This is a genomic window from Rhodanobacter geophilus (assembly GCF_040812275.1).
Taxonomy (GTDB): Bacteria; Pseudomonadota; Gammaproteobacteria; order Xanthomonadales; family Rhodanobacteraceae; genus Rhodanobacter_A; species Rhodanobacter_A geophilus.
In genome coordinates, this window is record NZ_JBFOHL010000012.1 from 95,517 (window position 1) to 118,789 (window position 23,273).

A 23,273-nucleotide genomic window follows, 5' to 3' on the forward strand; every position below is an offset into this window, starting at 1 on the left:
TTGCGATTGACGCTAGCAGAGGCTGCATAAATGTCGCCGCAACATTCTTGTCGAGCCGGCGTGAAGGCAACGTGCCGTTGAACGCGGCTTCAGCGAACAGGGCTGCATTGAGCCTGTCGCAGGCACGTGCGCTGCAACTGCATGCCCAAGGCCTGCTGCAGCCACCTCGCCGCAAGCCGCGGCGCGCCGACGTGGTGACGGCCATCGAGCGCATGCGGCTGCTGCAGATCGACAGCATCCACGTGGTGGCGCGCAGCCCCTACCTCGTGCTGCACGCGCGCCTCGGCGATTACCCGATGGCGTGGCTGGACGAGGCGCTGGCCGCGGGCCTGATCGCCGAATGCTGGGCACACGAGGCCTGCTTCGTCGGTGCGCGCGATCTCGCCGCGCACCGCGTCTGGCGCGAGCGTGGTAGCCACTGGGCGCAGCGGCATGCCGAGCGCATGCATCGCGACCACCGCCCGGAGATGGATGCGCTGCTGGCGCGCATCCGCGAAAACGGCCCGGTGTTGGCGTCGGATTTCCCGCGCGAGGATCGCGGCGTGTCCGGCTGGTGGGAGTGGAAGCCGGAGAAGCGCTGGCTGGAAGCCTGGTTCGCGCTGGGTGAATTGATGGTGCCGCGGCGCGAACGCTTCCAGCGCGTGTACGACCTCGCCGGGCGGGTGCTGGCGAAACTCGATCCGCCGTTCGTGCCCAGCACGCTCGATCCGGGGCAACTGCGGCGGCAGTTCATCCTCGACGGCGTGCGTGCGCTGGGCATCGCGCAGGCGCGCTGGATCGCCGACTACTTCCGGCTGAAGCCGGCGGTGAGCGCGCGCGAACTGGCGCCGCTGCTGGCCGAGGGGGAACTGCTGGAGGTGGCGGTGCGCGGCTGGGACGTGCCTGGCTACGTGCATCGCGCGCATGCCGCGGAACTGGAACGCGCGCACGGCGGCCGCCTGCGCGCCACCCACACCGCGCTGCTGTCGCCGTTCGATCCGCTGGTGTGGGACCGCGCCCGCGCCCTGGCGATGTTCGGCTTCGACTACCGCATCGAGTGCTACGTGCCGGCGCCGAAGCGGCGTTACGGTTACTACGTGCTGCCTGTCCTGCATCGCGGGGCGCTGGTCGGCCGGCTGGACGCGAAGGCACACCGCGACGCGGGCGTGTTCGAGATCAAGGCGCTCTACCTGGAGGATGGCGTGGAACCCGCGCCGCGGCTGGCGCACGAGCTGGCTGCCTCGATCGCGCGCACCGCGCATTGGCACGGCACGCCGCGGATCCGCCTCGCGCGCTGCCGGCCGGCGGCACTGGCGCCGGTACTGCGGGCCACCTGGAAAGCAGGGGCGACCTGAATCAGTGCGTGCCGGACCCGGCCGCCGCCGCGCCGGGGGAACCTGCCGGCAGGCCCTGGTCCAGCTGGCTGGACAGCAGGCGGCAGCGCGCGTCCAGGTAGGGCCGCGTGTGCGGGTCATGGGCGGCCTGCAACAGGCTGTCGCGCATGGCCTGGTAATGCGCCTGCAACTGGTCGGCCGGGAAGATCGCCGCAGCGCGATGGCCGGCCAGATAATCGGCCAGATAGGCGTCGCAGGCGGGAATGCCGGTGATCGCGGCCGGTGCGGCCGGTGGCGCGGCGGGACGGTTCGGCCGGGTGGTGGCGCAGCCTGCCAGCAGCAGGCCGGCACACAGCGGCAGCAACGGGCGGATGCTCACGCGGGGAGTCCTCGGATGGGAATGGGACGGGCCAGACATGATATTCGCTTGCTCCTCGCTTCCGGACCGCCGCTGCGGTTATCATTATGGGGCTGAGTTTGCCGGGGTCGCCAAGCACCGGTGACCCGATGCAGCCGATCCACGATCTGCCTCATCAGTTCACCCCGGGGTTGTTTTCCTTCGCACACCAGTAAGCCGGCTGCCACATTCGCGGCAGTCGAGTCTCCTTTCATGCAATACCCAGTGGAGTGATTCAATGTCTGATCGTCAGATCGGTACCGTCAAGTGGTTCAACGACGCCAAGGGCTTCGGCTTCATCGCGCGTGACAATGGCCCGGACGTGTTCGTGCATTTCCGCGCGATCACCGGCAACGGCTTCAAGAGCCTGCAGGAAGGCCAGCAGGTCAGCTTCAAGGTGGTGCAGGGCCAGAAGGGCCTGCAGGCCGACGAAGTGACCCCGGCCTGAGCGCCGCTCGCGCGTCACCGGAAACCGGGCAGCCATGCCCGGTTTTTTTGTGCCTGCCGTCCATGGCAGGCACCCCTCGGGCCAATGCCGCGTGATGCCGGAAATCGCTCCCGACGATTTTGCGGCCGCCCTCCGTGGCGGGTGCCCTTTGGGCCATTGCCGGCCCGATGTTCAAAATCGCTCCCGGCGATTTTTGTGTCCGCGGACACTATTGGGAAATGACGCTTGACATGTCGCTTGCATTCGTGAAATTCCGTTATGCTTGCCCTACTGCGTCTGCTTGGCCACGTGCGTGCCCGGTATGGAACCCCTGTCGATTCCATGTCGCTACACCCGACCCCGGCATGCCCAGTAAGTCGTCGACCCGCGGGGTCGGCTCGTCTCAAGCGTCTGGAATGGATCGGAGTGAGTCATGTCGGATCGTGAAACAGGTACCGTCAAGTGGTTCAACGACGCCAAGGGGTTCGGCTTCATCAGCCGCGAGAACGGCCCCGACGTGTTCGTGCATTTTCGTGCCATCAGCGGCACGGGCTTCAAGAGCCTGCAGGAAGGCCAGAAGGTGACGTTCAAGGTGGTGCAGGGCCAGAAGGGTCTGCAGGCCGAGGAAGTCACCCCGGCTTGATGGCTGCGAGGTGAGCGAAAAAGCCGCGGGAAACCGCGGCTTTTTCTTTGCTCTGGATCGCCCCTGACCGCGAGGATCAAACGTGCAGCCATCCATGGCTGCACCTTGCGATGAACGCCACGACCGCCTCCGCCGAACCCGCCGTGCTGCCGCTGGTGATGGCCGACGGCGCGCGCGCCGGGCTGCTGTGCGTGGCGCCGGGGGGCGAACCGCGCGAGGCCGTGTACTGGCTGCCCGCGATGGGCGTGCCGGCGAAGCATTACCTGCCGCTGGCCGCCTCGCTGGCGGCGCAGGGCGTGGCGGTGGCGTTGCACGAGTGGCGGGGCCTGGGTTCCAGCAGCCTGCGCGCCGGGCGCCGCTGCGACTGGGGTTACCGTGACCTGCTGGAGATCGACCTGCCTGCCGGGCTGGCCGCGATGCGGACGCATTGGCCGCAGGCGCGCCCATGGCTGGGTGGCCACAGCCTCGGCGGGCAGCTGGCCTGCCTCTATGCGAGCCTGCACCCGGTCGAAATGGCGGGCCTCGCCCTGGTGGCCAGCGGCGCGCCGTACTGGCGGCGTTTCCGCCACGGCGCCCTGGTCGGCCTCGCCTACGTGCTGGCCCCGGCGCTGGCGGCCTTGCTGGGGCATCTGCCCGGCCGCCGCATCGGTTTTGGCGGCAACGAGGCGCGTGGCGTCACGGTCGACTGGGCGCGCAGCGGCCGCCACGGGCGCTACGCCGCGGCAGGCATGGCGACGGATTTCGAGCGGCGGCTGGCCGCGCTGGAATTGCCGTTGCTGGCGTTGCGCCTGCGCGACGACTGGCTGGGTCCGGCGGCCTCGCTGGACTGGCTGCTGGGCAAGCTGCCGCACGCGCCGCGCCGCCACGAGCTGGTCACGCCGGACGAGCTGGGCGGCCAGCCGGCCGATCACTTCGGCTGGATGAAGATGCCGGACGCGATTGCCGTGCGCATCGCCGACTGGATCGCTGCACACGACACGGCGTTCGCGCCGGGGTGCCGTTCCGGCCCTTGATGCGGCGTCGGTGCGCCGGCACTGTAAGGGTCTCCTTCCCCACGCCGGCTGTCCGATGAAATTGTTCGAGCCCCTCCAGCAACGCAGCCTCAGCCTGCGCAACCGCATCGTGGTGTCGCCGATGTGCCAGTACTCGGCGATCGACGGCACGCCCGACCACTGGCATCTGGTGCACCTGGGCAGCCGCGCGGTGGGCGGCGCGGCGGCGGTGATGGCCGAGGCCACCGCGGTGTCGGCGCAGGGGCGCATCTCGCCGGGCGACACCGGCATCTGGAGCGATGCGCAGGCCGCGGCCTGGCGGCCGATCACGGCCTTCATCGCGGCGCAGGGCGCGGTGCCCGGCGTGCAACTGGCGCATGCCGGCCGCAAGGCCAGCGCGCACCGGCCCTGGGATGGCGGCGGCGCGCTCACCGCGGCGCAGGGCGCATGGACCACGGTGGCGCCGTCGGCGCTGCCGTTCGACGCCGGCTGGCACACCCCCGAGGCGCTGGATGCGGCCGGCATCCGCCAGTTGACCGACGATTTCCGCACGGCTGCGCAGCGTGCGCTGGCCGCCGGCTTCCGGGTGGTCGAACTGCATGCCGCGCACGGCTATCTGCTGCACCAGTTCCTGTCGCCGCTCAGCAACCGGCGCGACGACGAATACGGCGGCAGTTTCGAGAACCGCACGCGGCTGGTACGCGAAGTGATCGCCAGCGTGCGCGAGGCATGGCCGGCGGACCTGCCGCTGTGGCTGCGCATCTCCGCCACGGACTGGGCCGAGGGCGGCTGGGACGTCGAGCAGAGCGTGCGGCTGGCGCGCGAGATCGGGCCGCTGGGCGTGGACCTGGTCGACGTGTCCAGCGGCGGCCTGCTGCCGCACGTGAAGATCCCGCTGGGACCGGGCTACCAGGTGCCGTTCGCCGCCCGCGTGCGCCGCGAAGCGGGCATCGCCACCGGCGCGGTGGGCCTGATCACCGGGGCGCAACAGGCCGCCGACATCGTGGCGAATGACGAGGCCGACGTGGTGCTGATCGCCCGCGAGAGCCTGCGCGACCCGTATTTTCCGCGCCGTGCGGCGCAGGAGCTGGGTGCGCAGTTGCCCGCGCCGGCGCAATATCAGCGGGCCTGGTGACGGAGAACCCTCGATGGACACGCAAGCTATCCTGATCGATGGCCGCCTGCACGATCTCGGTGACGGCTTCACCGTGCGCCGGCTGCTGCCGGTGTTCGAGGCCCGCCACCTGGGTCCGTTCGTGTTCTACGACCACATGGGGCCGGCGGACTTCGCGCCCGGCCGCGGCATGGACGTGCGGCCGCATCCGCACATCGGCCTGGCCACGGTGACCTGGCTGTTCGACGGCACCATCCGCCATCGCGACAGCCTGGGCAGCCTCGCCGACATCCGCCCCGGCGCGGTGAACTGGATGACGGCCGGTGGCGGCATCGTGCATTCCGAGCGCACGCCCCCGGAAGCGCGCATCGCGGGCCAGCGCCTGCACGGCATCCAGGTGTGGGTGGCGCTGCCGCGCGACCACGCGGAGATCGCGCCGGAATTCCATCACCACGAGGCGGACGCCCTGCCGCGCGTGCGCCGGCCAGGTGTCGAGCTGGTGTTGATCACCGGCACCGGCTGGGGCGAGGCCTCGCCGGTGAAGGTGTACGCGCCGATGTATTTCGCCGAGGCACGACTCGACGCCGGTGCCGAGCTGGCGCTGCCGGCGGAGCATGCCGAGCATGGCGTGCATGTGATCGAGGGCGAACTGGCATGGAGTGGCCTGACGCTGGAGGCGGGCCGGATGGCCGTGCAGGCGGGTACATCGCCGCCGCCGCTCAAGGCCCGAAGCGCCAGCCGCGTGATGCTGTTCGGCGGCGCGCCGCTGGATGGCGAGCGTCACCTGTGGTGGAACTTCGTGGCCGCCAGCCGCGAGCGCATCGAGCAGGCCAAGGCCGACTGGCGGGAAGGGCGCTTCCCCAGGGTGCCCGGCGACGAGGACGAGTTCATTCCGCTGCCGCCCGGTTGAGGGAGAACCCATGAGCGAATTCGCCAGCTTCCGCGCGTTCTATCCCTACTACCTCGGCGAGCACAGCCAGCGCCTGTGCCGGCGCTGGCATTTCATCGGCAGCTCGCTGGTGCTGCTGATCCTGCTGCTGGCGATCGCCAGTGGCCGCTGGGCCTGGCTGTGGCTGCTGCCGGTGGCGGGCTACGGCTGCGCGTGGATCGGCCACTTCGTCTACGAGAAGAACCGCCCGGCCACGTTCCACCACCCGCTGTACAGCCTGGCGGGCGACTGGGTGATGTACGCGCAGATGCTGCGCGGCAAGGTGACTTTCTAGCGGTACTGCTGGTGGCAGCTCTGGCAGGTCTCGCCTACCGGCTTGAGCGCCGCCGCCAGCGCCGCGCAGGTGGCCGGCGCGGATACGGTGGCCTGCTGCAGGCGCGTCTGCAGCTGGTTCGCGTCGTCGACGAAGCCTTTGTCGGCGATGCCGAAGGTGGGCAGGATGTCGGTGGCGGTGGATTGCATGCGCAGCAGGTGATGCTGGATCGTCGCCGCGTCGCACTTCTGCGTCTTCATCGCCTGCTTCAGCTCGCCCATGTGGTAGGCCATGGTGTGCATCACCGCCTTGGGCATGGGGTTGCGTGCGGCCAGTGCGTTCATCACCTGGGACGTGCCGATCACGCCGATGACCAGGCCGAGCAGGATCAGGAGGGCGGCTCGCATCGTGGGTTTCCTTGGTCGAAGACGGGTTCACGAGGATAACCCGGTTCACCGGGGCGGGGCGATAGAATGCCCGCTTTGCGCTGCGTGCCACGCCACACCGCCGGGTTCTTTCGATGAGCGACTCCACCTTTCCGCACGAACGTTTCGCCGGCGTCGAGCGCCTGTACGGCGCCGGCAGCGTGGCGAAGCTGGCGCAGCGCCATGTCTGCGTGGTGGGCGTGGGCGGCGTGGGCTCCTGGGCGGCCGAGGCGCTGGCGCGCAGCGGGGTGGGGCGGCTCACCCTGATCGACGCCGACGAGGTGTGCGTGTCCAACACCAACCGCCAGCTGCACGCGCTGGACGGCGAGTACGGCAGGCCCAAGGTGGGCGTGATGGCGACGCGCCTGCATGCGATCAACCCGGCGCTGCGGCTGGAGGCGGTCGAGCGCTTCCTCACCACATCCACGCTGGACGAACTGCTGGACCGGGGCTACGACGCGGTACTGGACGCCTGCGACGCGTTCCGCGTGAAGCTGGAGATGATCGCCTGGTGCCGCCGGCGCAAGCTGCCCATCGTCACCGTGGGCTCGGCCGGCGGCCGCACCGATCCGACCCAGATCCGCGTGCGCGACCTCTCGCGCACCGAGCACGACGCGATGTTCAGCCTGGTCCGCAAGAAGCTCCGCAGCGATTTCAACTTCCCGCGCAGCCCGCAGCGCTACTTCGGCGTGCCGGCGGTGTACTCGCTGCAGAACGTGCAGTACCCGCAGCCGGACGGCAGCGTGTGCGGCACGCGGCCGCCCGGCGGCGATGCGCTGAACCTCGCCTGCGGCGGGGGCCTGGGCGCGGCCACCCACGTCACCGGCGCGTTCGCGTTCGCCGCGGTGGGCAAGGTGATGGAACGCCTGCTGCAGGCGGACGACTAGCAAGGGGGCGGCGCGGAGGGGGGCTCAGTGGCCGGCCGCATCCATGGCCGCGAGGTCTGCCGCGACACGGGTCTGGTTGCCGCCGGAATGCTTGGCGCAGTACATGGCCCGGTCCGCGGCCCTGGCCAGTTGCTCGCCGTCGTCGCCATCCGCCGGAAACGTGGCCACGCCGATGCTCGCCGAGATGCCGACCTGATGGTCGCGCAGATGGAAGACCGGGCCGAGTGCCGCGCGGATCCGTTCCGCGATGTCCACGCCGAGGCCCGGTGCGGCAAGCGCATCGAGCAGCACGACGAACTCGTCGCCGCCGATACGCCCCGCGAGGTCGTGTTCACGCAGGCAGCCGCGGATGCGGTTGGCGACTTCGCACAGCAGCAGGTCGCCGGTCGGGTGGCCGTAGCGGTCGTTGACCTGCTTGAACCCGTCCAGGTCGATGTACAGCAGCGCCACGTGCGCGTTGCGGCTGGCGGCGTTCTCCAGGATGGACCCCAGGTGGTGGCGCAGCAGGTTGCGGTTGGCCAGGTCGGTCAGGGGATCGTGCAGGGCGAGATGGTGCAGCTTCGCCTGCACCTGCTTGCGTTCGATCGCGGTGCTCACCTGGGTGGCGACGAATTGCAGCAACTCGCTGTCGGCATCGGTGTAGCCGGTGCGGCCGCGATGCTCGACGACCAGCGCGCCGATCGTGCCGTCCTTCGATTGCAGCGGCACCCCGAGCCAGTGCGTGGCCTCCGGCCCCGTCGACGCGCCTGGTGCCAGCCGGACGACCCGGCCGTTGCGGATCACCTCGGCGATGCGCGCATCGGCGGCGAGGCTTTCCGCTGCCGGTGCCGGTCCGTGCGCGCGGGCCACATAGGGGAATTCCACGCGGTTGCCCGCGGGGTCGTGCAGGGCGGCGAGGAAATTCGTCGCGGGCAGGATGCCGCCGATGATCCGGTGCACCTGCTCGAACAGCGTCGGCAGATCCTGCGCGGCATGCGCCGCCTCGGAAACCGCGTGCAGCGCGAGCCGCATCGATTCGCCGCGCTTCAGCGCGGTGATGTCATGGGCAACGGCGATCCGCACCCGGTCGGCCTCGGACCAGCGCGCCGACCACATGATGTGCACCACCTCGCCGTCCTTGCGAACGTAGCGGTTCTGGAAATTGGATTCGGGCCTGCCGTCCATGATCGCCGCGGCGGTGCGCAGCGTGATGTCGCGGTCGTCCGGGTGCACGAGTTCGATCATCGGCCTGCCGATCACTTCCGCGGGGGCATAGCCGAAGATGCGCTCGAAGGCCGCGCTGACGAACACGTAGCGTCCCTCGGCGTCGACGACGCAGATCGCGTCCAGCAGAAGATCCAGGATCTTGCCCAGCGGAGTGAGTGCAGTCGTTTCCATCGGACCCCGATGAGTCGCCGTGTTCATGCCTGACCTGCAGGCGTGACTTGCGCCATTGCCATGTCACGCGAGGCGTTCCGCCCGGCATCCTGCCTCGCCCGGCAAAGCGTGCCGAAGCTGCCGCTGGCAGTTCCCGGGCGCTCGCTTTACCAACCCATGTAGTGGCCGCCGTTGATGGCGAGGTTGGCGCCGGTGATCCAGGCGGCGTCGTCGGTGGTGAAGAAGGCCACCGCGTGGGCGATTTCCTCCGGCCTGCCCAGCCGCCCCACCGGGATCTGCGCCACGATCTTCTCGCGTACTTCCTCGGGCACGGCCATCACCATGTCGGTACCCACATAGCCCGGCGAGACGGTGTTGACGGTGATGCCGAATTTCGCGTTCTCCTGCGCCAGCGAGATGGTGAAGCCGTGCATGCCGGCCTTGGCGGCGGCGTAGTTGGCCTGGCCGTACTGGCCCTTCTGGCCGTTGATCGAGCTGATCTGCACGATACGGCCCCACTTGCGCGCGCGCATGCCCTCGATCACCGGCCGGGTGACGTTGAAGCAGGCGTTGAGGTTGGTGTTCACCACCTCCGTCCACTGCTGGTAGCTCATCTTGTGGAAGGTGGTGTCGCGGGTGATGCCGGCGTTGTTGACGAGGATGTCCACCGGGCCACACTTGGCCTCGACCGCCTGCACCATCGCCTCGCAGGAGGCGGGATCGGAGACGTCGCCGGCAACCATGCACACCTCGATGCCCTCGGCCGCCATCGCCTTGCGCCAGGCTTCGGCCTTCTCCGCATTGCGGTAGTTGGTGGCGACCCGGTGTCCCTGTCCGGCGAGGTAGCGCACGATGGCGCTGCCGATGCCGCCGGTACCACCCGTGACCAAAGCCGTGCGTTGCGTCATGTCCAGTCTCCTTGGGGCCGCTGCCGGGCACAACGTGCGACGGTCGGCGACCGGTGTTTGCCCATGGAGAGATTTATAACTGCTCAGCCGGCAAAGCAACCGCTGCGTTTGGGAATAAGCGCCGGATCGAAGCGCGCCAGCGCGGCCGCCAGCAGTGCCGGCGCGTCGGCGGCATCCCCGGGCGCCGGCTGGCCGAGGAAGGCCAGGGCGCGGCGCAGTGCCGGCAGGGGATCGGCCGGATCGACGGGACAGGCCTGCTCCGACTTGGAGAGCTTGTGCCCCGCGCAGTCCAGCGCCAGCGGCAGGTGCAGGTAGCGCGGCGTAGGGAGGCCCAGCAGGCGCTGCAGCCAGATCTGGCGCGGCGTGGAATCGAGCAGGTCGCAGCCGCGCACCACTTCGGTGACGCCCTGGTGGGCGTCGTCCACCACGCAGGCCAGCTGGTAGGAATACAGGCCCTCGACGCGGCGTATCACGAAATCGCCCACGCTCTCGCGCAGGTTCTGCCGCTGCGGACCCTGCAGCGCGTCGTGGAAGGCGATCCCGACATCGGGCGCACGCAACCGCCATGCCGGCTCGCGCCGCGGGTCGGGCGCCGCCACGCAGCGGCCGTCGCGGTGCAGCCCCGCGCCGGCAAGCAGCTCGCTGCGGCTGCACCAGCAGGGAAACACGGCACCGGCCCCGCGCAATCGTGCGAATGCGTCATCGTAGGCGGCCAGGCGTTGCGACTGGTACAGCACCGGCTCGTCCGCCGTGAAGCCGAATGCCGGCAGGGCGGCGAGGATGGCGGCAGCCGCGCCGGGAACCTCGCGCGGCGGATCGATGTCTTCCATGCGCAACAACCACTGGCCGCCGGCATGCCGCGCGCGCAGCCAACTGCCGAGTGCGGCGACCAGCGAGCCGAAATGCAGGCGACCGGTGGGGGATGGGGCGAAGCGTCCGCGGTAGTCCATCCGCGGCAGTCTGCCTGCCCCGGTGCCTGCTGGCGAGGGGCGCGGATGCTTGAAACCGGGCGCCGCCGCCCCCACCACCATCGCACTTGCCACCCTTGTCCACGTGACTGCCAAAGAGACAGCCATGCGCCGCATCGTCCTGTTCCTCGGTACGAATATCGCCGTCCTGTTCCTGCTGGGCATCGTCTGCCATCTGCTCGGGGTGGACCAGATGGCCGCCGCCCAGGGCCTTGGCGGCAGCACGGGCCTGCTGATCTATGCCGCGGTGTTCGGCATGGGGGGCGCCTTCATCTCGCTGGCCATGTCCAAGTGGATGGCCAAGATGTCCACCGGCGCCCAGGTGATCGGGCAGCCGGCGAACGAGACCGAGCGCTGGCTGGTGGAGACCGTGCGCCGCCATGCGCAGAACGCAGGCATCGGCATGCCCGAGGTGGCGATCTACGACGCACCGGAGATGAACGCCTTCGCCACCGGCATGACGAAGAACAGCGCGCTGGTGGCGGTGAGCAGCGGCCTGCTCGAACAGATGGACCGCGAACAGGTCGCCGCCGTGCTCGGCCACGAGATCGGCCATGTCGCGAACGGCGACATGGTGACCATGACCCTGATCCAGGGCGTGCTGAACACGCTGGTGATCCTCGCCGCGCGCATCGTGGGCCGGCTGGTGGACAGCTGGCTGTCCGGCGGCCGCGACGACAACCGCGGCGGCAGCGGCATCGGCTACTTCGTCACTGTGATGGTGCTGCAGCTGGTGTTCGGCCTGTTCGCCTCGATGATCGTGATGGCGTTCTCGCGCTGGCGCGAGTTCCATGCCGATGCCGCCGGCGCGAAACTGGCCGGGCACGGCGCGATGATTTCCGCACTGCAGCGGCTCAAGGGCGACCACGGCGAGAACACGCTGCCGAAGACCCTGGCCGCGTTCGGCATCTCCGGCCCGCTGGCCCAGGGCTTCCAGCGGCTGTTCATGAGCCATCCGCCGCTGGACGAGCGCATCGCCGCGTTGCAGAACGCTTCGCCGCACGCCTGACGCCTTGAGCCCCTCTCCCTCCGGACGCGGGGAAGGGCCATGGATGGCCCTGCTCTGAGGAGCGAGGAAGAGGGGTTGGGGTGAGGGTTCGGCCAGTGCGGAACGCTACGCTTCGCCCGAACCCTCACCCGCCCTGCCGGGCACCCTCTCCCGAGGGGAGAGGGGGAAAACCTTCCGTTACTTTTGGAACTCCTGCTGCCATGACCGCCACCGAAACCCGCAAGTTCGAAGCCGAAGTCGCCCAGGTGCTGCACCTGGTCACCCATTCGCTGTACTCGCACAAGGAGATCTTCCTGCGCGAGCTGGTCTCCAACGCGTCCGACGCCTGCGACAAGCTGCGCTTCGAGGCACTGGGCAAGCCCGAGCTGCTGGCCGGCGAGGGCGAGCTGCACATCGACGTGAGCTGGGACGAGGCCGCGCGCACCGTCACCGTGCGCGACAACGGCATCGGCATGACCCGCGACGAGGTGGTGGCGAACATCGGCACCATCGCCAGTTCGGGCACGCGCCGCTTCCTGGAAGCGATGAGCGGCGAGCAGAAGGCCGATGCGCGGCTGATCGGCCAGTTCGGCGTGGGCTTCTATTCCGCCTTCGTGGTGGCCGACAAGGTCACCGTGCTCACCCGCCGCGCCGACGCGCCGGCCGGCGAGGGCGTGAAGTGGGAGAGCGACGGCAAGGGCGAGTACGCGCTGGAGCAGGTCGAGCTGGCGGAGCGCGGCACCGCGGTGGTCCTGCACCTCAAGGCCGACGAGGACGAGTTCCTCAAGGCGTGGCAATTGAAGTCGCTGATCCGCAAGTACTCCGACCATGTCGCTTTCCCGATCCGCGTGCCGGTGGAAAAAGACGGCAAGGCGACCGGCGAGTGGGAAACCGTCAACGACGCCTCGGCGCTGTGGACCAAGCCCAAGTCCGAGATTTCCGACGCGGACTACCAGGGTTTCTACAAGTCGCTGGGCCACGACTTCAACGACGCGCTGGCCTGGACGCACAACCGCGTCGAGGGCAGCCAGAGCTTCACCACGCTGCTCTACATCCCCGCGCAGCCGCCGTTCGACCTGATGATGGGCGGCCGCGACGAGCGCAAGGGCCTGAAGCTCTACATCAAGCGCGTCTTCATCATGGACGCGGCCGAGGAGCTGCTGCCGAACTACCTGCGCTTCGTGCGCGGCGTGGTGGATGCCGACGACCTGCCGCTGAACGTGAGCCGCGAGATCCTGCAGCACAACCGCCAGCTGGAGCGCATCAGGGCCGCCTGCGTGAAGCGCGTGCTGGACCTGATCGAGAAGCTGGCCAAGGACGAGCCGGAGAAGTTCGCCACGTTCTGCAAGGCCTTCGGCAACACGCTGAAGGAAGGCATCAGCGAGGACGCGTCGAACCGCGATCGCATCGCCAGGCTGCTGCGCTTCGCTTCCACCAGGGGCGAGGGCGCGCAGCAGAACGTCTCGCTGGACGACTACATCGGCCGCATGGCGGTGGGCCAGGACGCGATCTGGTTCATCACCGCCGACAGCTACGCCGCCGCCGCCGGCAGCCCGCAGCTGGAAGCCTTCCGCGCCAAGGGCATCGAGGTGCTGCTGATGTTCGACCGCATCGACGAATGGATGGTCGGCTACCTGGGCGAATACGAAGGCAAGAAGCTGCGCAACGTGGCCAAGGGCGAGCTGCCGCTGGACGAGGCGGAGAAGAAGCAGCAGGAGGAAGCAGCGAAGGAAGCCGAGCCGCTGCTGAAGAGGCTCAAGGAACTGCTCGGTGATCGCGTGGGCGACGTGAAGGTTTCCGCCCGCCTCACCGATTCGCCCTCGTGCCTCGCGCTCAGCGACTACGAGATGGCGCCGCACCTCGCGCGCCTGCTGCGCGAAGCCGGCCAGGAACTGCCCGAGAGCAAGCCGACGCTCGAGATCAATCCGCAACACGCCTTGCTCAAGCGCGTCGAAAGCGAAGCGGACGACGCCAAGGCGAAGGACCTGGCGACGCTGCTGCTGGAACAGGCCGAGATCGCGGCCGGTGCGCAGTTGGCTGATCCGGCGGCCTTCGTGCAGCGGATGAACCGGGTGCTGCTGGGGGCGTAAGCCGTCGCGTCGGCAAGGCTTGCGCAAACGAAAAGGCCCGTCGCATGCGACGGGCCTTTGACATCTGTCCCCGCGGATTTACCGGGTGTGGGCGGGAGCGTTGCTGGACGTGCTCTGCGTCGCCTGCGCCGGGGCGTGCATCGATGCCGGCATCGGCTGGCTGCTTCCCCGGTAGGTCGGCCGGTAGCCGTCGCCGTAACGCGAGACGGGCACGGACCGATGCCTGTCCCTGCCGAATCGGAACATGTCCTGGCTGGCCAGCGCGAGGCGGTCGCCGTCGAGGTGTACCCAGTACCAGGAGCCCGGCGGCACCGGTTTGGTCGAGACGTAGGTGAAGTAGGCCTCGTAGCTGCCGCTGCCGTTGGGCGTGGCCAGCAGCGCCATGTTCATGATGAACTGGCTGGATACCGGCTTGCCGTGCTTGTCGGTGGCCGGTTTGCGGATCATCTCGCTCAGGTTGTCCTGCAGCAGGCGGGTCATCTTCGGCGAAAGCTCGTAGGCCGGCGAAGCCTGGGTGACCTTGCCCGCGGCATCCACACGCACCAGTACCGGTTCGACCCGGTGGGGAAACTGGTTGAGTGACATCGAGTCGCCGGCGCTGGCGCTGGTGCTGCCCAGAAGCGCGACGACCACGGCGGAAAGCAACTGCTTGCGCATGTCCATCTCCTTGTGACAGTGGGGCACCCACCTATCTACGCTGCGTCCATGACTGGGTCAAGTGAAGGAAGATTCATGCGCGACATGCATGGGATGGCGCGACGGCAGTCGCATCTTTTCACGTTTCGATAATCTTCCGTCGCCGCGGCTTCTTCTCCGACGCCACCAGCAATTGCTGCAGGTAGGCGATGCCTTCCTCCTCGGGAAAGAACGCCACCACGTCGGCGACGCTGAGCTGGTAGCGCTCGCGCAGGGCCAGGAATTCCGTGCGGGCGCGGGCGAGGCGTTCGGCTTCGGCAGCCTTCTTGCCGAGGGGCCTGGGTTTCGGCTGGGGCTTGGGCTGCTTCGGTTCGGGCTTGGTCTGGTCGAGTGCGGCAAGCTCGGCCTGGAACTGGCGGAAATCGTAGGACTTGGAACTCATGGCTCTGGCATAGTCAGGGGGCGAAACCATTTTCGCATGTCGCGACGGCACTGGGTGGCGGACTTCCGGCTATCGGCCGGATCGCGTCTAATGCGGCGCTGGTTCATGCGAAACGTCCGCGATGAGTGCGCTGCTGCTGCTGTTCGTCTGTCTGGCGCTGGGCGTGCTGGTGCGCCGTTATGCGCAACCGCCGGCCGGCATCGTGCAGGGGCTGAACTGGTGGGTGCTCGACATCGCGTTGCCGGCGCTGGTGCTGGAGCTGATCCCGCGGCTGAAGTTCGACGCCGGACTGTGGTTCCCGGTGGCGGCGATGTGGCTGGTGTTCTTCGGTGCCTGGCTGTTGTTCGCGTGGCTGGGGCCGCGGCTGGGCTGGTCGCGCGGGCGCGTCGGCGCGCTGATCCTGGTGTGCGGGCTGGGCAACACCTCGTTCATGGGCTACCCCATGCTGCAGGCCCTGCACGGGCAGGAGGGGCTGACGCTGGCCGTGGTGGCCGACCAGCTCGGCTGCTTTCCGCTGCTGGCTTCGGCGGGCGTCGTGGTGGCCTGCCTGTATGCCGGGCGCACCCCGGAGCCGGGCCAGATCGTGCGCCGCATCCTCACGTTCCCCGCCTTCATCGCGCTGGTGGCAGGTATCGCGGCCGGCTTGCTGGGCGGCTGGCCTGCCGTGCTCGATGGCGTGTTCAAGCCGCTGGGAGACACGCTGACACCGCTGGCACTGTTCTCGGTGGGACTGCAGTTCCGCCTGCAGGCGGGTGGAGGCCGGCTTGGCGCGGCGGTCGGTGGACTGGGCTGGAAGCTGCTGCTGGCGCCGGCGCTGTGCTGGGTGCTGGGCGTGGCGACCGGCGTGGGCGGGCTCACGCTCACCGTGGGCGTGCTGCAGGCCGCGATGGCGCCGATGGTGTCGGCCACCATCCTCGCCGACGAGTACGGACTGGACCCGGGACTGGCGAACACCGTGCTCGGCGCCGGCACCGTGCTGTCGCTGCTCACGGTGCCACTGATGAATCTGTGGTTGCCGGCCGGTTAGCCGACGGAATGCAGCCGTGGCAGATGCCAACCCCACAGCACCGCGCCCATGCGCAGGCCGAGGATGACCAGCACGCCCGTGGCGATCGCCCAGGATGGCCGCACGCCGGCCGCCTTCAGCAGCAGATAGGCCACGATGCCGGCGATGGCCGCGCTGGCATAGATGTCCTGGCGGAAGATCAGGGGCACCTGCACGCTCATCATGTCGCGCAGCATGCCGCCGGCGGCGCCGGTCATGGTGCCCATCAGCACCACGACGATGGGCGAATGCCCGCCGGCCTCGGCCACCTGTGCGCCGCTGATGGCGAACAACGCCAGACCCAGCGCATCGGCCGCCAGCAAGGCGTGGCTCAGGGGAGGCAGGCAGGCGCTCCAGAGCATGGCGAGCAGCGCGGTGGCCAGGATCACCACGAGATAGCGCGCGTCGCGTATCCAGAAGATCGGGTGGCGGTCCAGCAGTAGGTCGCGCAGCGTGCCGCCGCCGATCGCCGTGATCGACGCCAGTGCCAGCCCTCCGAGCAGATCCATGCCGGTGCGCGCGGCGGTCAGCGCACCGCTGATCGCGAACACGGCGACGCCGATCAGGTCGAGCAGATAGAGCAGTACGCGTGGCGTCCGGCTGTCGGTCATGACGAGGCTCTGCGGAAATCGGGGCGATAATGCCATCGATGAAAGTTCCGCACACCGACCAACCGACCGAAGTGCGCGCCGACGTGTGGCTGTGGGCCGCGCGCTTCTTCAAGACGCGCAGCCTCGCCAAGCAGGCGATCGGCGGCGGCAAGATCGACGTCAACGGTGCCGGCTGCAAGCCGGCCACGCTGCTGCACGCGGGCGACGTGCTGCGCATCGGCCGCGGCGAGGAACGGCTGGAGGTGGCGGTGCTGTCGCTGTCGGAGCGCCGTGGGCCGGCCAGCGTGGCGCAAGCCTTGTACCGCGAGAGCGAAGCCAGCCGGCTGGCGCGCGAGGCGCAACGCGTGCAGCGCCGGCTGCTCGGCATGCAGGCGCCACCGCAGCGCCCGGACAAGCATGCACGAAGGGAGTTGCGTCGCCTGAAAGACGGCGGTTGAGCAGTGCATCGCAGATTGCGGCGAGGTTCTGGCGCAGCATGCGCAGCCATGGAGGGTCGCACCGGTTTCGCGATCCCCACCGGACGGAATGGCGAGGAGTCGCGCAATGAACGGCATGGGAATCTTCAGGCGACTGCTGGGCGGCGCGGCGGCTGGGCGGCCGGAACCGCGGCGGCAGGCCCCGCTGGGCACGCGCATGCTGGTGGTGGACGATTCGCCGACGATCTGCGCCGTGCTGGGCCGCATGCTGGAACAGGACGGCTATGCGGTGCAGCGGGCCGGCGACGGCGAGCGTGCACTGGAGCTGGCGAAGGCCGAGCTGCCCGAACTGATCTTCCTCGACATCGTGCTGCCGGGCATCAACGGCTTCGCGGTGCTGCGCGCGCTGCGCCACGACCCGCTCACCGCGCACATCCCGATCGTGATGATCAGCGGCAACCCGCAGGCCACCGAGCAGTTCTATGTGCAGCGCTTCGGCGCCGACGACTTCATCAGGAAGCCGTTCGGCCGCGCCGACGTGCATGCCAGCATCGCCACGCTGGTACGGGCGGGACGGCTGGCCGCGCGACCGGCCGAACCGGTTGTACCCACCGCGGTGGCCACGGGCGCCATGCCCGATGTGGTGCCTGGCATGGCGGCCTGAGGCGCGTCATCCACGACCGCGCGGAACCCCTTCAGGACTTGAGTCCCAGCGCCTTGGCCACGCCTTCGCCGTAGGCCTGGTCGGCGTTGCCGCAATGTTCGACATGGCGGCGCTGGATTTCCTCCGGCATGCCCTGCATGGCCCGCGCGGTGTTCTCGAACAGCGCCTTCTTCTGTTTCGCGCTCATCAGCCGGAACAGCGCGCCGGGCTGCGGGTAGTGGTCCTCGTCCACGCAGTGGTTCCAGTGGTCGGCCGCGCCTTCCAGCGCCAGCGGCGGCTCGCGGAAATCCGGCTGCTCCTGCCATTCGCCGTAGCTGTTCGGCTCGTAGGCCAGCGTGCCGCCGTGGTTGCCGTCCACCCGCATCGCGCCGTCGCGGTGGAAGCTGTGGTACGGGCAGCACGGGCGGTTCACCGGGATCTGATGATGGTTCACGCCGAGGCGGTAACGCTGCGCGTCGCCGCAGGAGAACAGCCGCGCCTGCGGCATCCTGTCCGGCGAGAAGCCGATGCCGGGCACCACCTGGGCCGGGTTGCACGCGCTCTGCTCGACGTCGGCGAAGAAGTTCTCCGGATTCCTGTTGCGCTCCCACATACCCACCTCGACCAGCGGGTAGTCCTTTGTGCGGCCACGCCTTGGTGAGGTCGAACGGGTGGTACGGCACCCGGGACGCATCCTGCTCCGGCATGACCTGCACGCACAGCTTCCACTTCGGGAGGTCGCCGTGCTCGCCGGCCACCGTGGTGAAGTGGGCGAACAACTCGGTCTGCTTGCCGACCCTGGAGAAGATCTTCGCCTTGGTGTACCGGGCGATGTCCTTCGTCACGGTGAAGGTGCCGAAGGCGCCGGAGCCCTTGGCGTGCATGCGTCGCGCGGGGACCGCCTCGCGGTCGAAGTGGGCGAGCTTCTCCAGCAGCCACACGTCCTGCAGCAGGGCCGGGCCGCGCGGCCCGGCGGTGAGGATGTCCTGGTTGTCCGGCATCGGCGCACCGGCGGCGGTGGCCAATGGAATCCGCTCGTTTCGATGCGGCCGATAGCATGCGGCTATGGGCCGCCGTCCGCGTCGATGGCGGACACGCAGGAATGCCACATCCGTGGTGGACGGCGGGTGATGCCGGCGTGCGCAGCGCGGCTCAGTCGATCAGTTCGTGCGCCGTGGCGTGTGCCGCCGCGCGGATCTCCTCGCGGAAGGCGTCGTCTTCGACGGTGCGCGCCAGCACCATGCCGCCCACGCACAGCGCGGCGAGGGCGAGTCCGCGTCGGCGCGCGGCCTGCGTGCCGGCGGGCGCATTGGCGCCAGGCGCGAGCATGCCGGCCATGCGTTCCAGCAGTCCGCGATAGGCGTGCTTCACGCCGGGACTGGCGCGAGCCACGTCGGAAGGCAGGGCGATCATCGGGCAGTGGCCATCGATGTCGTCCAGGTGCTCGCGGGAGAGATAGACGTCGACCATCTGGCGGGCGAACGCTGCCCCGCGGCGCCCCGGGTCGAAGTCCAGCTGCGGCCAGCGCGCGACCGGGTCGAAGTCCTGGTAGGCAGATACCGCTTCCACGAACAGTTCTTCCTTGGTGCGGAAGTGGTTGTAGAAGCCGCCGCGGGTGAGGCCGGCGCTGGCCATGATTTCGTCGATCGAGACCTCGATGAAGCCCTTGCGGTTGAACAGCGCGCGGGCGCACTCGACGATGCGCGCGCGGGTCCGCTGCTTGTGTTCGGCGTGGTACGGCATGGCGGTTTCCTCCGGTGCCGGCGCAGCGTAGCGCCGATGCTGAATATGTTCTTGAACATATGTTGATGCGGCGCAGACTGGGGCCCTCCCTCACCGAGGAGTTCCCGATGAAGCTGTACTACGCCCAGACCTTCAATCCCCGCAAAGCCTGTGCGGTGGCGAAATACCTCGAATTGCCGATCGACTTCGTGCGCGTCGACCTTGCGCATGGCGAGCATCGGCAGCCGCCGTACCTCGCGCTGAACCCGAACGGCAAGGTGCCGCTCCTGGTCGACGGCGCGCTGCGCCTGTGGGAGGCGGACGCGATCATGGTGCACCTGGCGACGCGGGCTGGCTCGGAGCTGTGGCCGTCCGATCCGGCGCTGCAGGTCGAGGCGTTGCGCTGGCTGTCCTGGAACCAGGCGCATTTCTCGCGGCACGGCGGCACGCTGTATTTCGAGCATCTGATCAAGCCCCTGCTGGGCCTGGGCGAGGCCGATGCGGCCGCGGTGGCGGAGGCGGAGAAGTTCTTCCGGAGTTTTGCGGCCGTGCTCGACACGCACCTGGCGGGGCACGAATGGCTGCTGGGCGGCCGGCTTGGCGTGGCGGACTTCGCCGTCTCCACGCCGCTGGGCTGGGCGAAGGAAGCCAGGCTGCCGCTGGACGGCTTCGAGCACGTCGCGCGCTGGCACCGGCAGCTGCAGGCGTTGCCGGCATGGCGCGAGCCGTTCCCTGACGTGGCGGCCACCGGCGCCGTGGCCTGAATCCGCCCGCTTGCGCCCGCCCGCGTCGGCACGGAAACTGTGCCGACGCGGGCGTCTTCGCTGGCGAAGGGGGCAGGGGATGGCCGGTTTCGGATTGTTGAAGCGGCTGGTGGCCGGCGGCGAGCGCCGCCACAGCGAGCCGCGCGTGCGCGCGCCGGTGGCTACCCGGGTGCTGGTGGTGGACGACTCGGCGACGATACGCGCGGTGCTGGGCAAGATGCTGGGCCAGGACGGCTACGAGGTCATCAAGGCCGCCGATGGCGAAAGCGCGCTGGAGCTGGCGCGCAGCGGGCAGCCGCACCTGGTGTTCCTCGACATCGTGCTGCCCGGCATGTCCGGCTTCGAGGTGCTGCGCACCCTGCGGCGCGAACCGGCCACGCAGCCGATCCCGATCGTGATGATCAGCGGCAATGTCCAGGCCACCGAGCAGTTCTACGTGCAGCGCTACGGCGCCGATGATTTCATGAAGAAGCCGTTCGGCCGCGCCGAGGTATTCGAGCGCATCCGGCAACTGGTGCTGGCGGGCCGCCTGCCGACGCGTGCGCCGGTGGAGCAGGCACTGCCGCCAGCCGGGATGAGCCAGGCCGAGTGGGATGCGATCCCCGACATCGCGATGCCGGACGAGGCTCCGGCCGCGCACGGGCTGCCGGCGGACCCGGACCAGCCGGCGCCGCCGGCCTCAGCGTAGGCCTTTCAGCCGGTACAGCGCCTCCAGCGCCTCGCGCGGTGTCAGTGCATCGGGATCGATGGCGTCCAGTGCATGCTCCACGGCGGAGGGGGCGGGCGGCGCGAACAGGCCGAGCTGGGGCGAGGCAGCGGCGGCGGCCGCCGGCGTGCCGGCATGCGCGTGCATGCCGCGCTCCAGTTCCGCCAGCGTGCGGCGCGCGTCGGCGATCACCGCCTTGGGCAGGCCGGCCAGCGCCGCCACCTGCAGGCCGAAGCTGCGGTTGGCGGGGCCGTCCTTCACCGCGTGCATGAACACCAGTTGTTCGCCGTATTCCACCGCGTCGAGGTGCACGTTGGCGATGGCGGGGTATTCGCCGGCGAGTTCCGTCAGCTCGAAATAGTGCGTGGCGAACAGGGTGAATGCGCGGCTGCTGGCGGCGAGGTGCACCGCCGCGGCGCGCGCCAGCGCCAGGCCGTCGTAGGTGCTGGTGCCGCGGCCCACCTCGTCCATCAGCACCAGGCTGTGCGCGGTGGCGTTGTGCAGGATGTTGGCCGTCTCGCTCATCTCCACCATGAAGGTGGACTGGCCGCGCGAGAGGTCGTCGCCGGCACCGATGCGGGTGAAGATGCGGTCGATCGGCCCGATCACCGCGCGGCTGGCCGGCACGTAGCTGCCGATGTGGGCGAGCAGCACGATCAGTGCGTTCTGCCGCATGTAGGTGCTCTTGCCGCCCATGTTGGGGCCGGTGATGACCAGCATGCGGCGCGTGTCGTCGAGGGCGAGGTCGTTCGGCTCGAACGGTTCCTCGCGTACCTTTTCCACCACCGGGTGGCGCCCGCGCTCGATCGCGATGCCGGGTTCGTCGCTGAGTTCGGGGGCGACCCAGTCCAGCGTTTCGGCGCGTTCGGCGAGGGTGGCCAGCACGTCGAGTTCCGCGATCGCGGCGGCGGCCTGCTTCAGCGGTTCCAGCTTTTCGGTGAGCGTGTCGAGCAGGGCCTCGTACAGCGCGCGCTCGCGCATCAGCGAACGCTCCTTCGCCGACAGCACCTTGTCCTCGAACTGCTTCAGTTCCTCGGTGATGTAGCGCTCGGCGTTCTTGGTGGTCTGGCGGCGCGTGTAGTGCGCGGGCGCCTTGTCCGACTGCGCCTTGCTGACCTCGATGTAGTAGCCGTGCACGCGGTTGTAGCCCACCTTCAGCGTGGGAATGCCGCTGGCGGCCTTCTCGCGCTCCTCCAGCTCCACGAGGTACTGGTCGGCGTGGGTGGACAGTCGCCGCAGCTCGTCCAGTTCGGCGTCGTAGCCGTCATTGATGACGCCGCCGTCGCGTTGCAGCACCGGCGGCTGCGGCACGATGGCGCTGGCGAGCAGGGTCGCGTTGTCGGCGTGGTCGCCGATGCGCGCGACCAGCGCGTGCAGCAATGGACTGTCCAGCGTGGCGATCTGTCCGCGCAACATCGGCGCTGCGGCAAGGCCGTCGCGCAAGGTGGAAAGGTCGCGCGGCCGCGCCGAGCGCAGCGCGACGCGGGCGAGGATGCGCTCCAGGTCGCCGATGCCGCGCAGTTTCTCGCGCAGCGCTTCGAACTGGCGGCTGTCGATCAACGCGCCGATGGCCTGATGGCGCGCACGAAGCACCTCGCGCGAACGCAGCGGCCGGTTGAGCCAGCGCCGCAGCAGGCGCGCGCCCATCGGCGTCACGGTCTCGTCCAGCACGCCGAGCAGGGTGTGTTCGGTGCGGCCGCTGGGGTGCGTGTCGAGTTCGAGATTGCGGCGCGTGGCGGCATCCAGCGCGATGGTTTCGCTGGCCGCTTCCACCGCCATGCCGCTGAGGTGCGGCAGCGCGCTCTTCTGGGTTTCCTCGACGTAGCCGAGCAGGCAGCCGGCCGCGCCGATCGCCAGCGGCAGCTTGTCCACGCCGAAGCCGCCAAGATCGCGGGTGCCGAAGAAACGATTCAGTTCGCGCCGTGCCGCATCGCTCTCGAAATGCCACGGTGGCCGCTTGCGCAGGCCGGGCAGGGCGGCGACCAGCTTCGGCCAGGCCACGCTTTCGTCCACCAGGGTTTCGGCCGGCTGCAGCCGCGCGAGTTCCGCGGCCAGCGCCTCCGCGTTCGGCACTTCGCTGAGCAGGAAGCGGCCACTGGAGAGATCCACCCACGCAAGGCCATAGCCATCCTTCGCGCCCGCGCTGATCGCCAGCAGCAGGTTGTCGCGGCGTTCCTCCAGCAGTGCGGCGTCGGTCACCGTGCCCGGCGTCACCACGCGCACCACCTTGCGCTCGACGATGCCCTTGGCCAGCGCCGGGTCGCCGATCTGCTCGCAGATCGCCACCGATTCGCCGAGGCGCACCAGCTTGGCGAGATAGTTCTCCACCGCATGGTAGGGCACGCCCGCCATCGGGATCGGCGCGCCGGCCGACTGCCCGCGCTGGGTCAGCGTGATGTCCAGCAGCCGCGCCGCCTTGCGCGCGTCGTCGTAGAACAGCTCGTAGAAATCGCCCATGCGGAAGAACAGCAGCACGTCCGGGTGCGCCGCCTTGGCGGTGAGGTACTGGCGCATCAGCGGGGTGTGCAGGGAAAGGTCGTCTTGGCTCATGGGCGCGGCGGCATGGGTGGATCGCAGT

At 69.3% G+C, this 23,273-nt stretch carries 26 protein-coding genes and 1 pseudogene; 15 read left to right on the forward strand and 12 right to left on the reverse strand.

Annotated features, from left to right (window positions below; all coding sequences use genetic code 11):
• The first annotated feature begins 47 nt into the window (after positions 1-47).
• Entirely contained in the window at positions 48-1,334 is a 1,287-nt protein-coding gene (locus ABQJ56_RS13785; protein WP_367845583.1) for a winged helix-turn-helix domain-containing protein, read from the forward strand.
• Position 1,335: 1 nt separating this feature from the next.
• On the opposite strand, the gene ABQJ56_RS13790 is transcribed toward ABQJ56_RS13785, so the two are convergent.
• On the reverse strand, positions 1,336-1,692 hold the full coding sequence (locus ABQJ56_RS13790; protein ID WP_367845584.1) for a hypothetical protein: 357 nt from the start codon (positions 1,690-1,692) through the stop codon (positions 1,336-1,338).
• 256 nt (positions 1,693-1,948) lie between these two features.
• Between ABQJ56_RS13790 and ABQJ56_RS13795 the strand changes: the two genes are divergently transcribed.
• From ABQJ56_RS13795 to ABQJ56_RS13820, 6 genes are all read left to right on the forward strand, one after another.
• Entirely contained in the window at positions 1,949-2,158 is a 210-nt protein-coding gene (locus tag ABQJ56_RS13795) for a cold-shock protein (RefSeq protein ID WP_367845585.1), read from the forward strand.
• Positions 2,159-2,570: 412 nt separating this feature from the next.
• Positions 2,571-2,780, forward strand: coding sequence for a cold-shock protein (locus tag ABQJ56_RS13800; protein WP_367845586.1), 210 nt, complete (start codon positions 2,571-2,573; stop codon positions 2,778-2,780).
• Positions 2,781-2,890: 110 nt separating this feature from the next.
• On the forward strand, positions 2,891-3,793 hold the full coding sequence (locus ABQJ56_RS13805) for an alpha/beta hydrolase family protein (protein ID WP_367845587.1): 903 nt from the start codon (positions 2,891-2,893) through the stop codon (positions 3,791-3,793).
• Between the two features lie 55 nt (positions 3,794-3,848).
• Complete coding sequence (locus tag ABQJ56_RS13810) at positions 3,849-4,907, forward strand: NADH:flavin oxidoreductase/NADH oxidase (RefSeq protein ID WP_367845588.1); 1,059 nt, start codon at positions 3,849-3,851, stop codon at positions 4,905-4,907.
• Between the two features lie 13 nt (positions 4,908-4,920).
• Positions 4,921-5,796, forward strand: a complete 876-nt coding sequence (locus tag ABQJ56_RS13815) for a pirin family protein (RefSeq protein ID WP_367845589.1) — start codon at positions 4,921-4,923, stop codon at positions 5,794-5,796.
• 10 nt (positions 5,797-5,806) lie between these two features.
• Positions 5,807-6,109 carry an Mpo1-like protein gene (locus ABQJ56_RS13820; protein WP_367845590.1) on the forward strand — a complete coding sequence of 101 codons (303 nt, stop codon included), beginning with the start codon at positions 5,807-5,809 and terminating at the stop codon, positions 6,107-6,109.
• Here the strand turns inward: ABQJ56_RS13820 and ABQJ56_RS13825 are convergent.
• The gene (locus ABQJ56_RS13825; protein WP_367845591.1) at positions 6,106-6,495 is read right to left on the reverse strand and encodes a cytochrome c; all 390 of its coding nucleotides are present in this window, start codon (positions 6,493-6,495) and stop codon (positions 6,106-6,108) included. The genes ABQJ56_RS13820 and ABQJ56_RS13825 overlap by 4 nt on opposite strands.
• A 113-nt stretch (positions 6,496-6,608) precedes the next feature.
• Here ABQJ56_RS13825 and ABQJ56_RS13830 point away from each other — a divergent pair, with 113 nt between their 5' ends.
• Positions 6,609-7,400 (forward strand): tRNA threonylcarbamoyladenosine dehydratase, encoded by a 792-nt coding sequence (locus ABQJ56_RS13830; protein ID WP_367845592.1) that lies wholly within the window; start codon positions 6,609-6,611, stop codon positions 7,398-7,400.
• 24 nt (positions 7,401-7,424) lie between these two features.
• Here ABQJ56_RS13830 and ABQJ56_RS13835 read toward each other — a convergent pair whose 3' ends face one another.
• The 3 genes from ABQJ56_RS13835 to gluQRS all read right to left on the reverse strand — a co-directional run bounded on the left by ABQJ56_RS13835 (position 7,425) and on the right by gluQRS (position 10,614).
• On the reverse strand, positions 7,425-8,777 hold the full coding sequence (locus ABQJ56_RS13835) for a diguanylate cyclase domain-containing protein (RefSeq protein ID WP_367845593.1): 1,353 nt from the start codon (positions 8,775-8,777) through the stop codon (positions 7,425-7,427).
• 146 nt (positions 8,778-8,923) lie between these two features.
• Entirely contained in the window at positions 8,924-9,664 is a 741-nt protein-coding gene (locus tag ABQJ56_RS13840; RefSeq protein WP_367845594.1) for a beta-ketoacyl-ACP reductase, read from the reverse strand.
• Positions 9,665-9,747: 83 nt separating this feature from the next.
• Positions 9,748-10,614, reverse strand: a complete 867-nt coding sequence (gluQRS, locus tag ABQJ56_RS13845; RefSeq protein ID WP_367845595.1) for a tRNA glutamyl-Q(34) synthetase GluQRS — start codon at positions 10,612-10,614, stop codon at positions 9,748-9,750.
• A gap of 124 nt (positions 10,615-10,738) precedes the next feature.
• Here gluQRS and htpX point away from each other — a divergent pair, with 124 nt between their 5' ends.
• Positions 10,739-11,641 (forward strand): protease HtpX, encoded by a 903-nt coding sequence (gene htpX / locus ABQJ56_RS13850; RefSeq protein ID WP_367845596.1) that lies wholly within the window; start codon positions 10,739-10,741, stop codon positions 11,639-11,641.
• 200 nt (positions 11,642-11,841) lie between these two features.
• Positions 11,842-13,710 carry a molecular chaperone HtpG gene (gene htpG, locus ABQJ56_RS13855; RefSeq protein WP_367845597.1) on the forward strand — a complete coding sequence of 623 codons (1,869 nt, stop codon included), beginning with the start codon at positions 11,842-11,844 and terminating at the stop codon, positions 13,708-13,710.
• Positions 13,711-13,788: 78 nt separating this feature from the next.
• On the opposite strand, the gene ABQJ56_RS13860 is transcribed toward htpG, so the two are convergent.
• Both ABQJ56_RS13860 and ABQJ56_RS13865 read right to left on the reverse strand, forming a co-directional pair.
• A complete protein-coding gene (locus ABQJ56_RS13860; RefSeq protein ID WP_367845598.1) occupies positions 13,789-14,367 on the reverse strand; it encodes a hypothetical protein in 579 nt (192 codons plus the stop codon).
• A 118-nt stretch (positions 14,368-14,485) separates the two neighbouring features.
• Positions 14,486-14,788, reverse strand: a complete 303-nt coding sequence (locus tag ABQJ56_RS13865) for a 2-hydroxyacyl-CoA dehydratase (RefSeq protein ID WP_367845599.1) — start codon at positions 14,786-14,788, stop codon at positions 14,486-14,488.
• Between the two features lie 121 nt (positions 14,789-14,909).
• On the opposite strand from ABQJ56_RS13865, the gene ABQJ56_RS13870 reads away from it, so the two are divergent.
• Positions 14,910-15,815, forward strand: coding sequence for an AEC family transporter (locus ABQJ56_RS13870; protein WP_367845600.1), 906 nt, complete (start codon positions 14,910-14,912; stop codon positions 15,813-15,815).
• Here the strand turns inward: ABQJ56_RS13870 and ABQJ56_RS13875 are convergent.
• Entirely contained in the window at positions 15,812-16,444 is a 633-nt protein-coding gene (locus ABQJ56_RS13875; RefSeq protein ID WP_367845601.1) for a trimeric intracellular cation channel family protein, read from the reverse strand. The two genes, ABQJ56_RS13870 and ABQJ56_RS13875, sit on opposite strands and share 4 nt — an antisense overlap.
• Before the next feature lie 38 nt (positions 16,445-16,482).
• Here ABQJ56_RS13875 and ABQJ56_RS13880 point away from each other — a divergent pair, with 38 nt between their 5' ends.
• Positions 16,483-16,881 carry an RNA-binding S4 domain-containing protein gene (locus tag ABQJ56_RS13880; RefSeq protein ID WP_367845602.1) on the forward strand — a complete coding sequence of 133 codons (399 nt, stop codon included), beginning with the start codon at positions 16,483-16,485 and terminating at the stop codon, positions 16,879-16,881.
• A 106-nt stretch (positions 16,882-16,987) separates the two neighbouring features.
• Complete coding sequence (locus ABQJ56_RS13885) at positions 16,988-17,524, forward strand: response regulator (RefSeq protein WP_367845603.1); 537 nt, start codon at positions 16,988-16,990, stop codon at positions 17,522-17,524.
• A 31-nt stretch (positions 17,525-17,555) separates the two neighbouring features.
• Here the strand turns inward: ABQJ56_RS13885 and ABQJ56_RS13890 are convergent, their stop codons facing one another.
• The 3 genes and pseudogenes from ABQJ56_RS13890 to ABQJ56_RS13895 form a co-directional block, all read right to left on the reverse strand.
• Positions 17,556-18,197: a catalase gene (locus ABQJ56_RS13890; RefSeq protein WP_437343431.1), complete on the reverse strand. Its 642-nt coding sequence runs from the start codon at positions 18,195-18,197 to the stop codon at positions 17,556-17,558.
• Positions 18,181-18,504: pseudogene (locus tag ABQJ56_RS16890) on the reverse strand (catalase); the annotation flags it as partial. The gene ABQJ56_RS13890 and the pseudogene ABQJ56_RS16890, both read right to left, overlap by 17 nt.
• Before the next feature lie 151 nt (positions 18,505-18,655).
• The gene (locus ABQJ56_RS13895; RefSeq protein WP_367845604.1) at positions 18,656-19,246 is read right to left on the reverse strand and encodes a TetR/AcrR family transcriptional regulator; all 591 of its coding nucleotides are present in this window, start codon (positions 19,244-19,246) and stop codon (positions 18,656-18,658) included.
• A gap of 107 nt (positions 19,247-19,353) precedes the next feature.
• On the opposite strand from ABQJ56_RS13895, the gene ABQJ56_RS13900 reads away from it, so the two are divergent.
• Both ABQJ56_RS13900 and ABQJ56_RS13905 read left to right on the forward strand, forming a co-directional pair.
• Positions 19,354-19,989, forward strand: a complete 636-nt coding sequence (locus ABQJ56_RS13900; RefSeq protein WP_367845605.1) for a glutathione S-transferase family protein — start codon at positions 19,354-19,356, stop codon at positions 19,987-19,989.
• A 79-nt stretch (positions 19,990-20,068) separates the two neighbouring features.
• Positions 20,069-20,677, forward strand: coding sequence for a response regulator (locus ABQJ56_RS13905; protein WP_367845606.1), 609 nt, complete (start codon positions 20,069-20,071; stop codon positions 20,675-20,677).
• On the opposite strand, the gene mutS is transcribed toward ABQJ56_RS13905, so the two are convergent.
• Positions 20,669-23,245, reverse strand: a complete 2,577-nt coding sequence (gene mutS / locus ABQJ56_RS13910) for a DNA mismatch repair protein MutS (protein WP_367845607.1) — start codon at positions 23,243-23,245, stop codon at positions 20,669-20,671. The two genes, ABQJ56_RS13905 and mutS, sit on opposite strands and share 9 nt — an antisense overlap.
• Positions 23,246-23,273 lie beyond the last annotated feature (28 nt).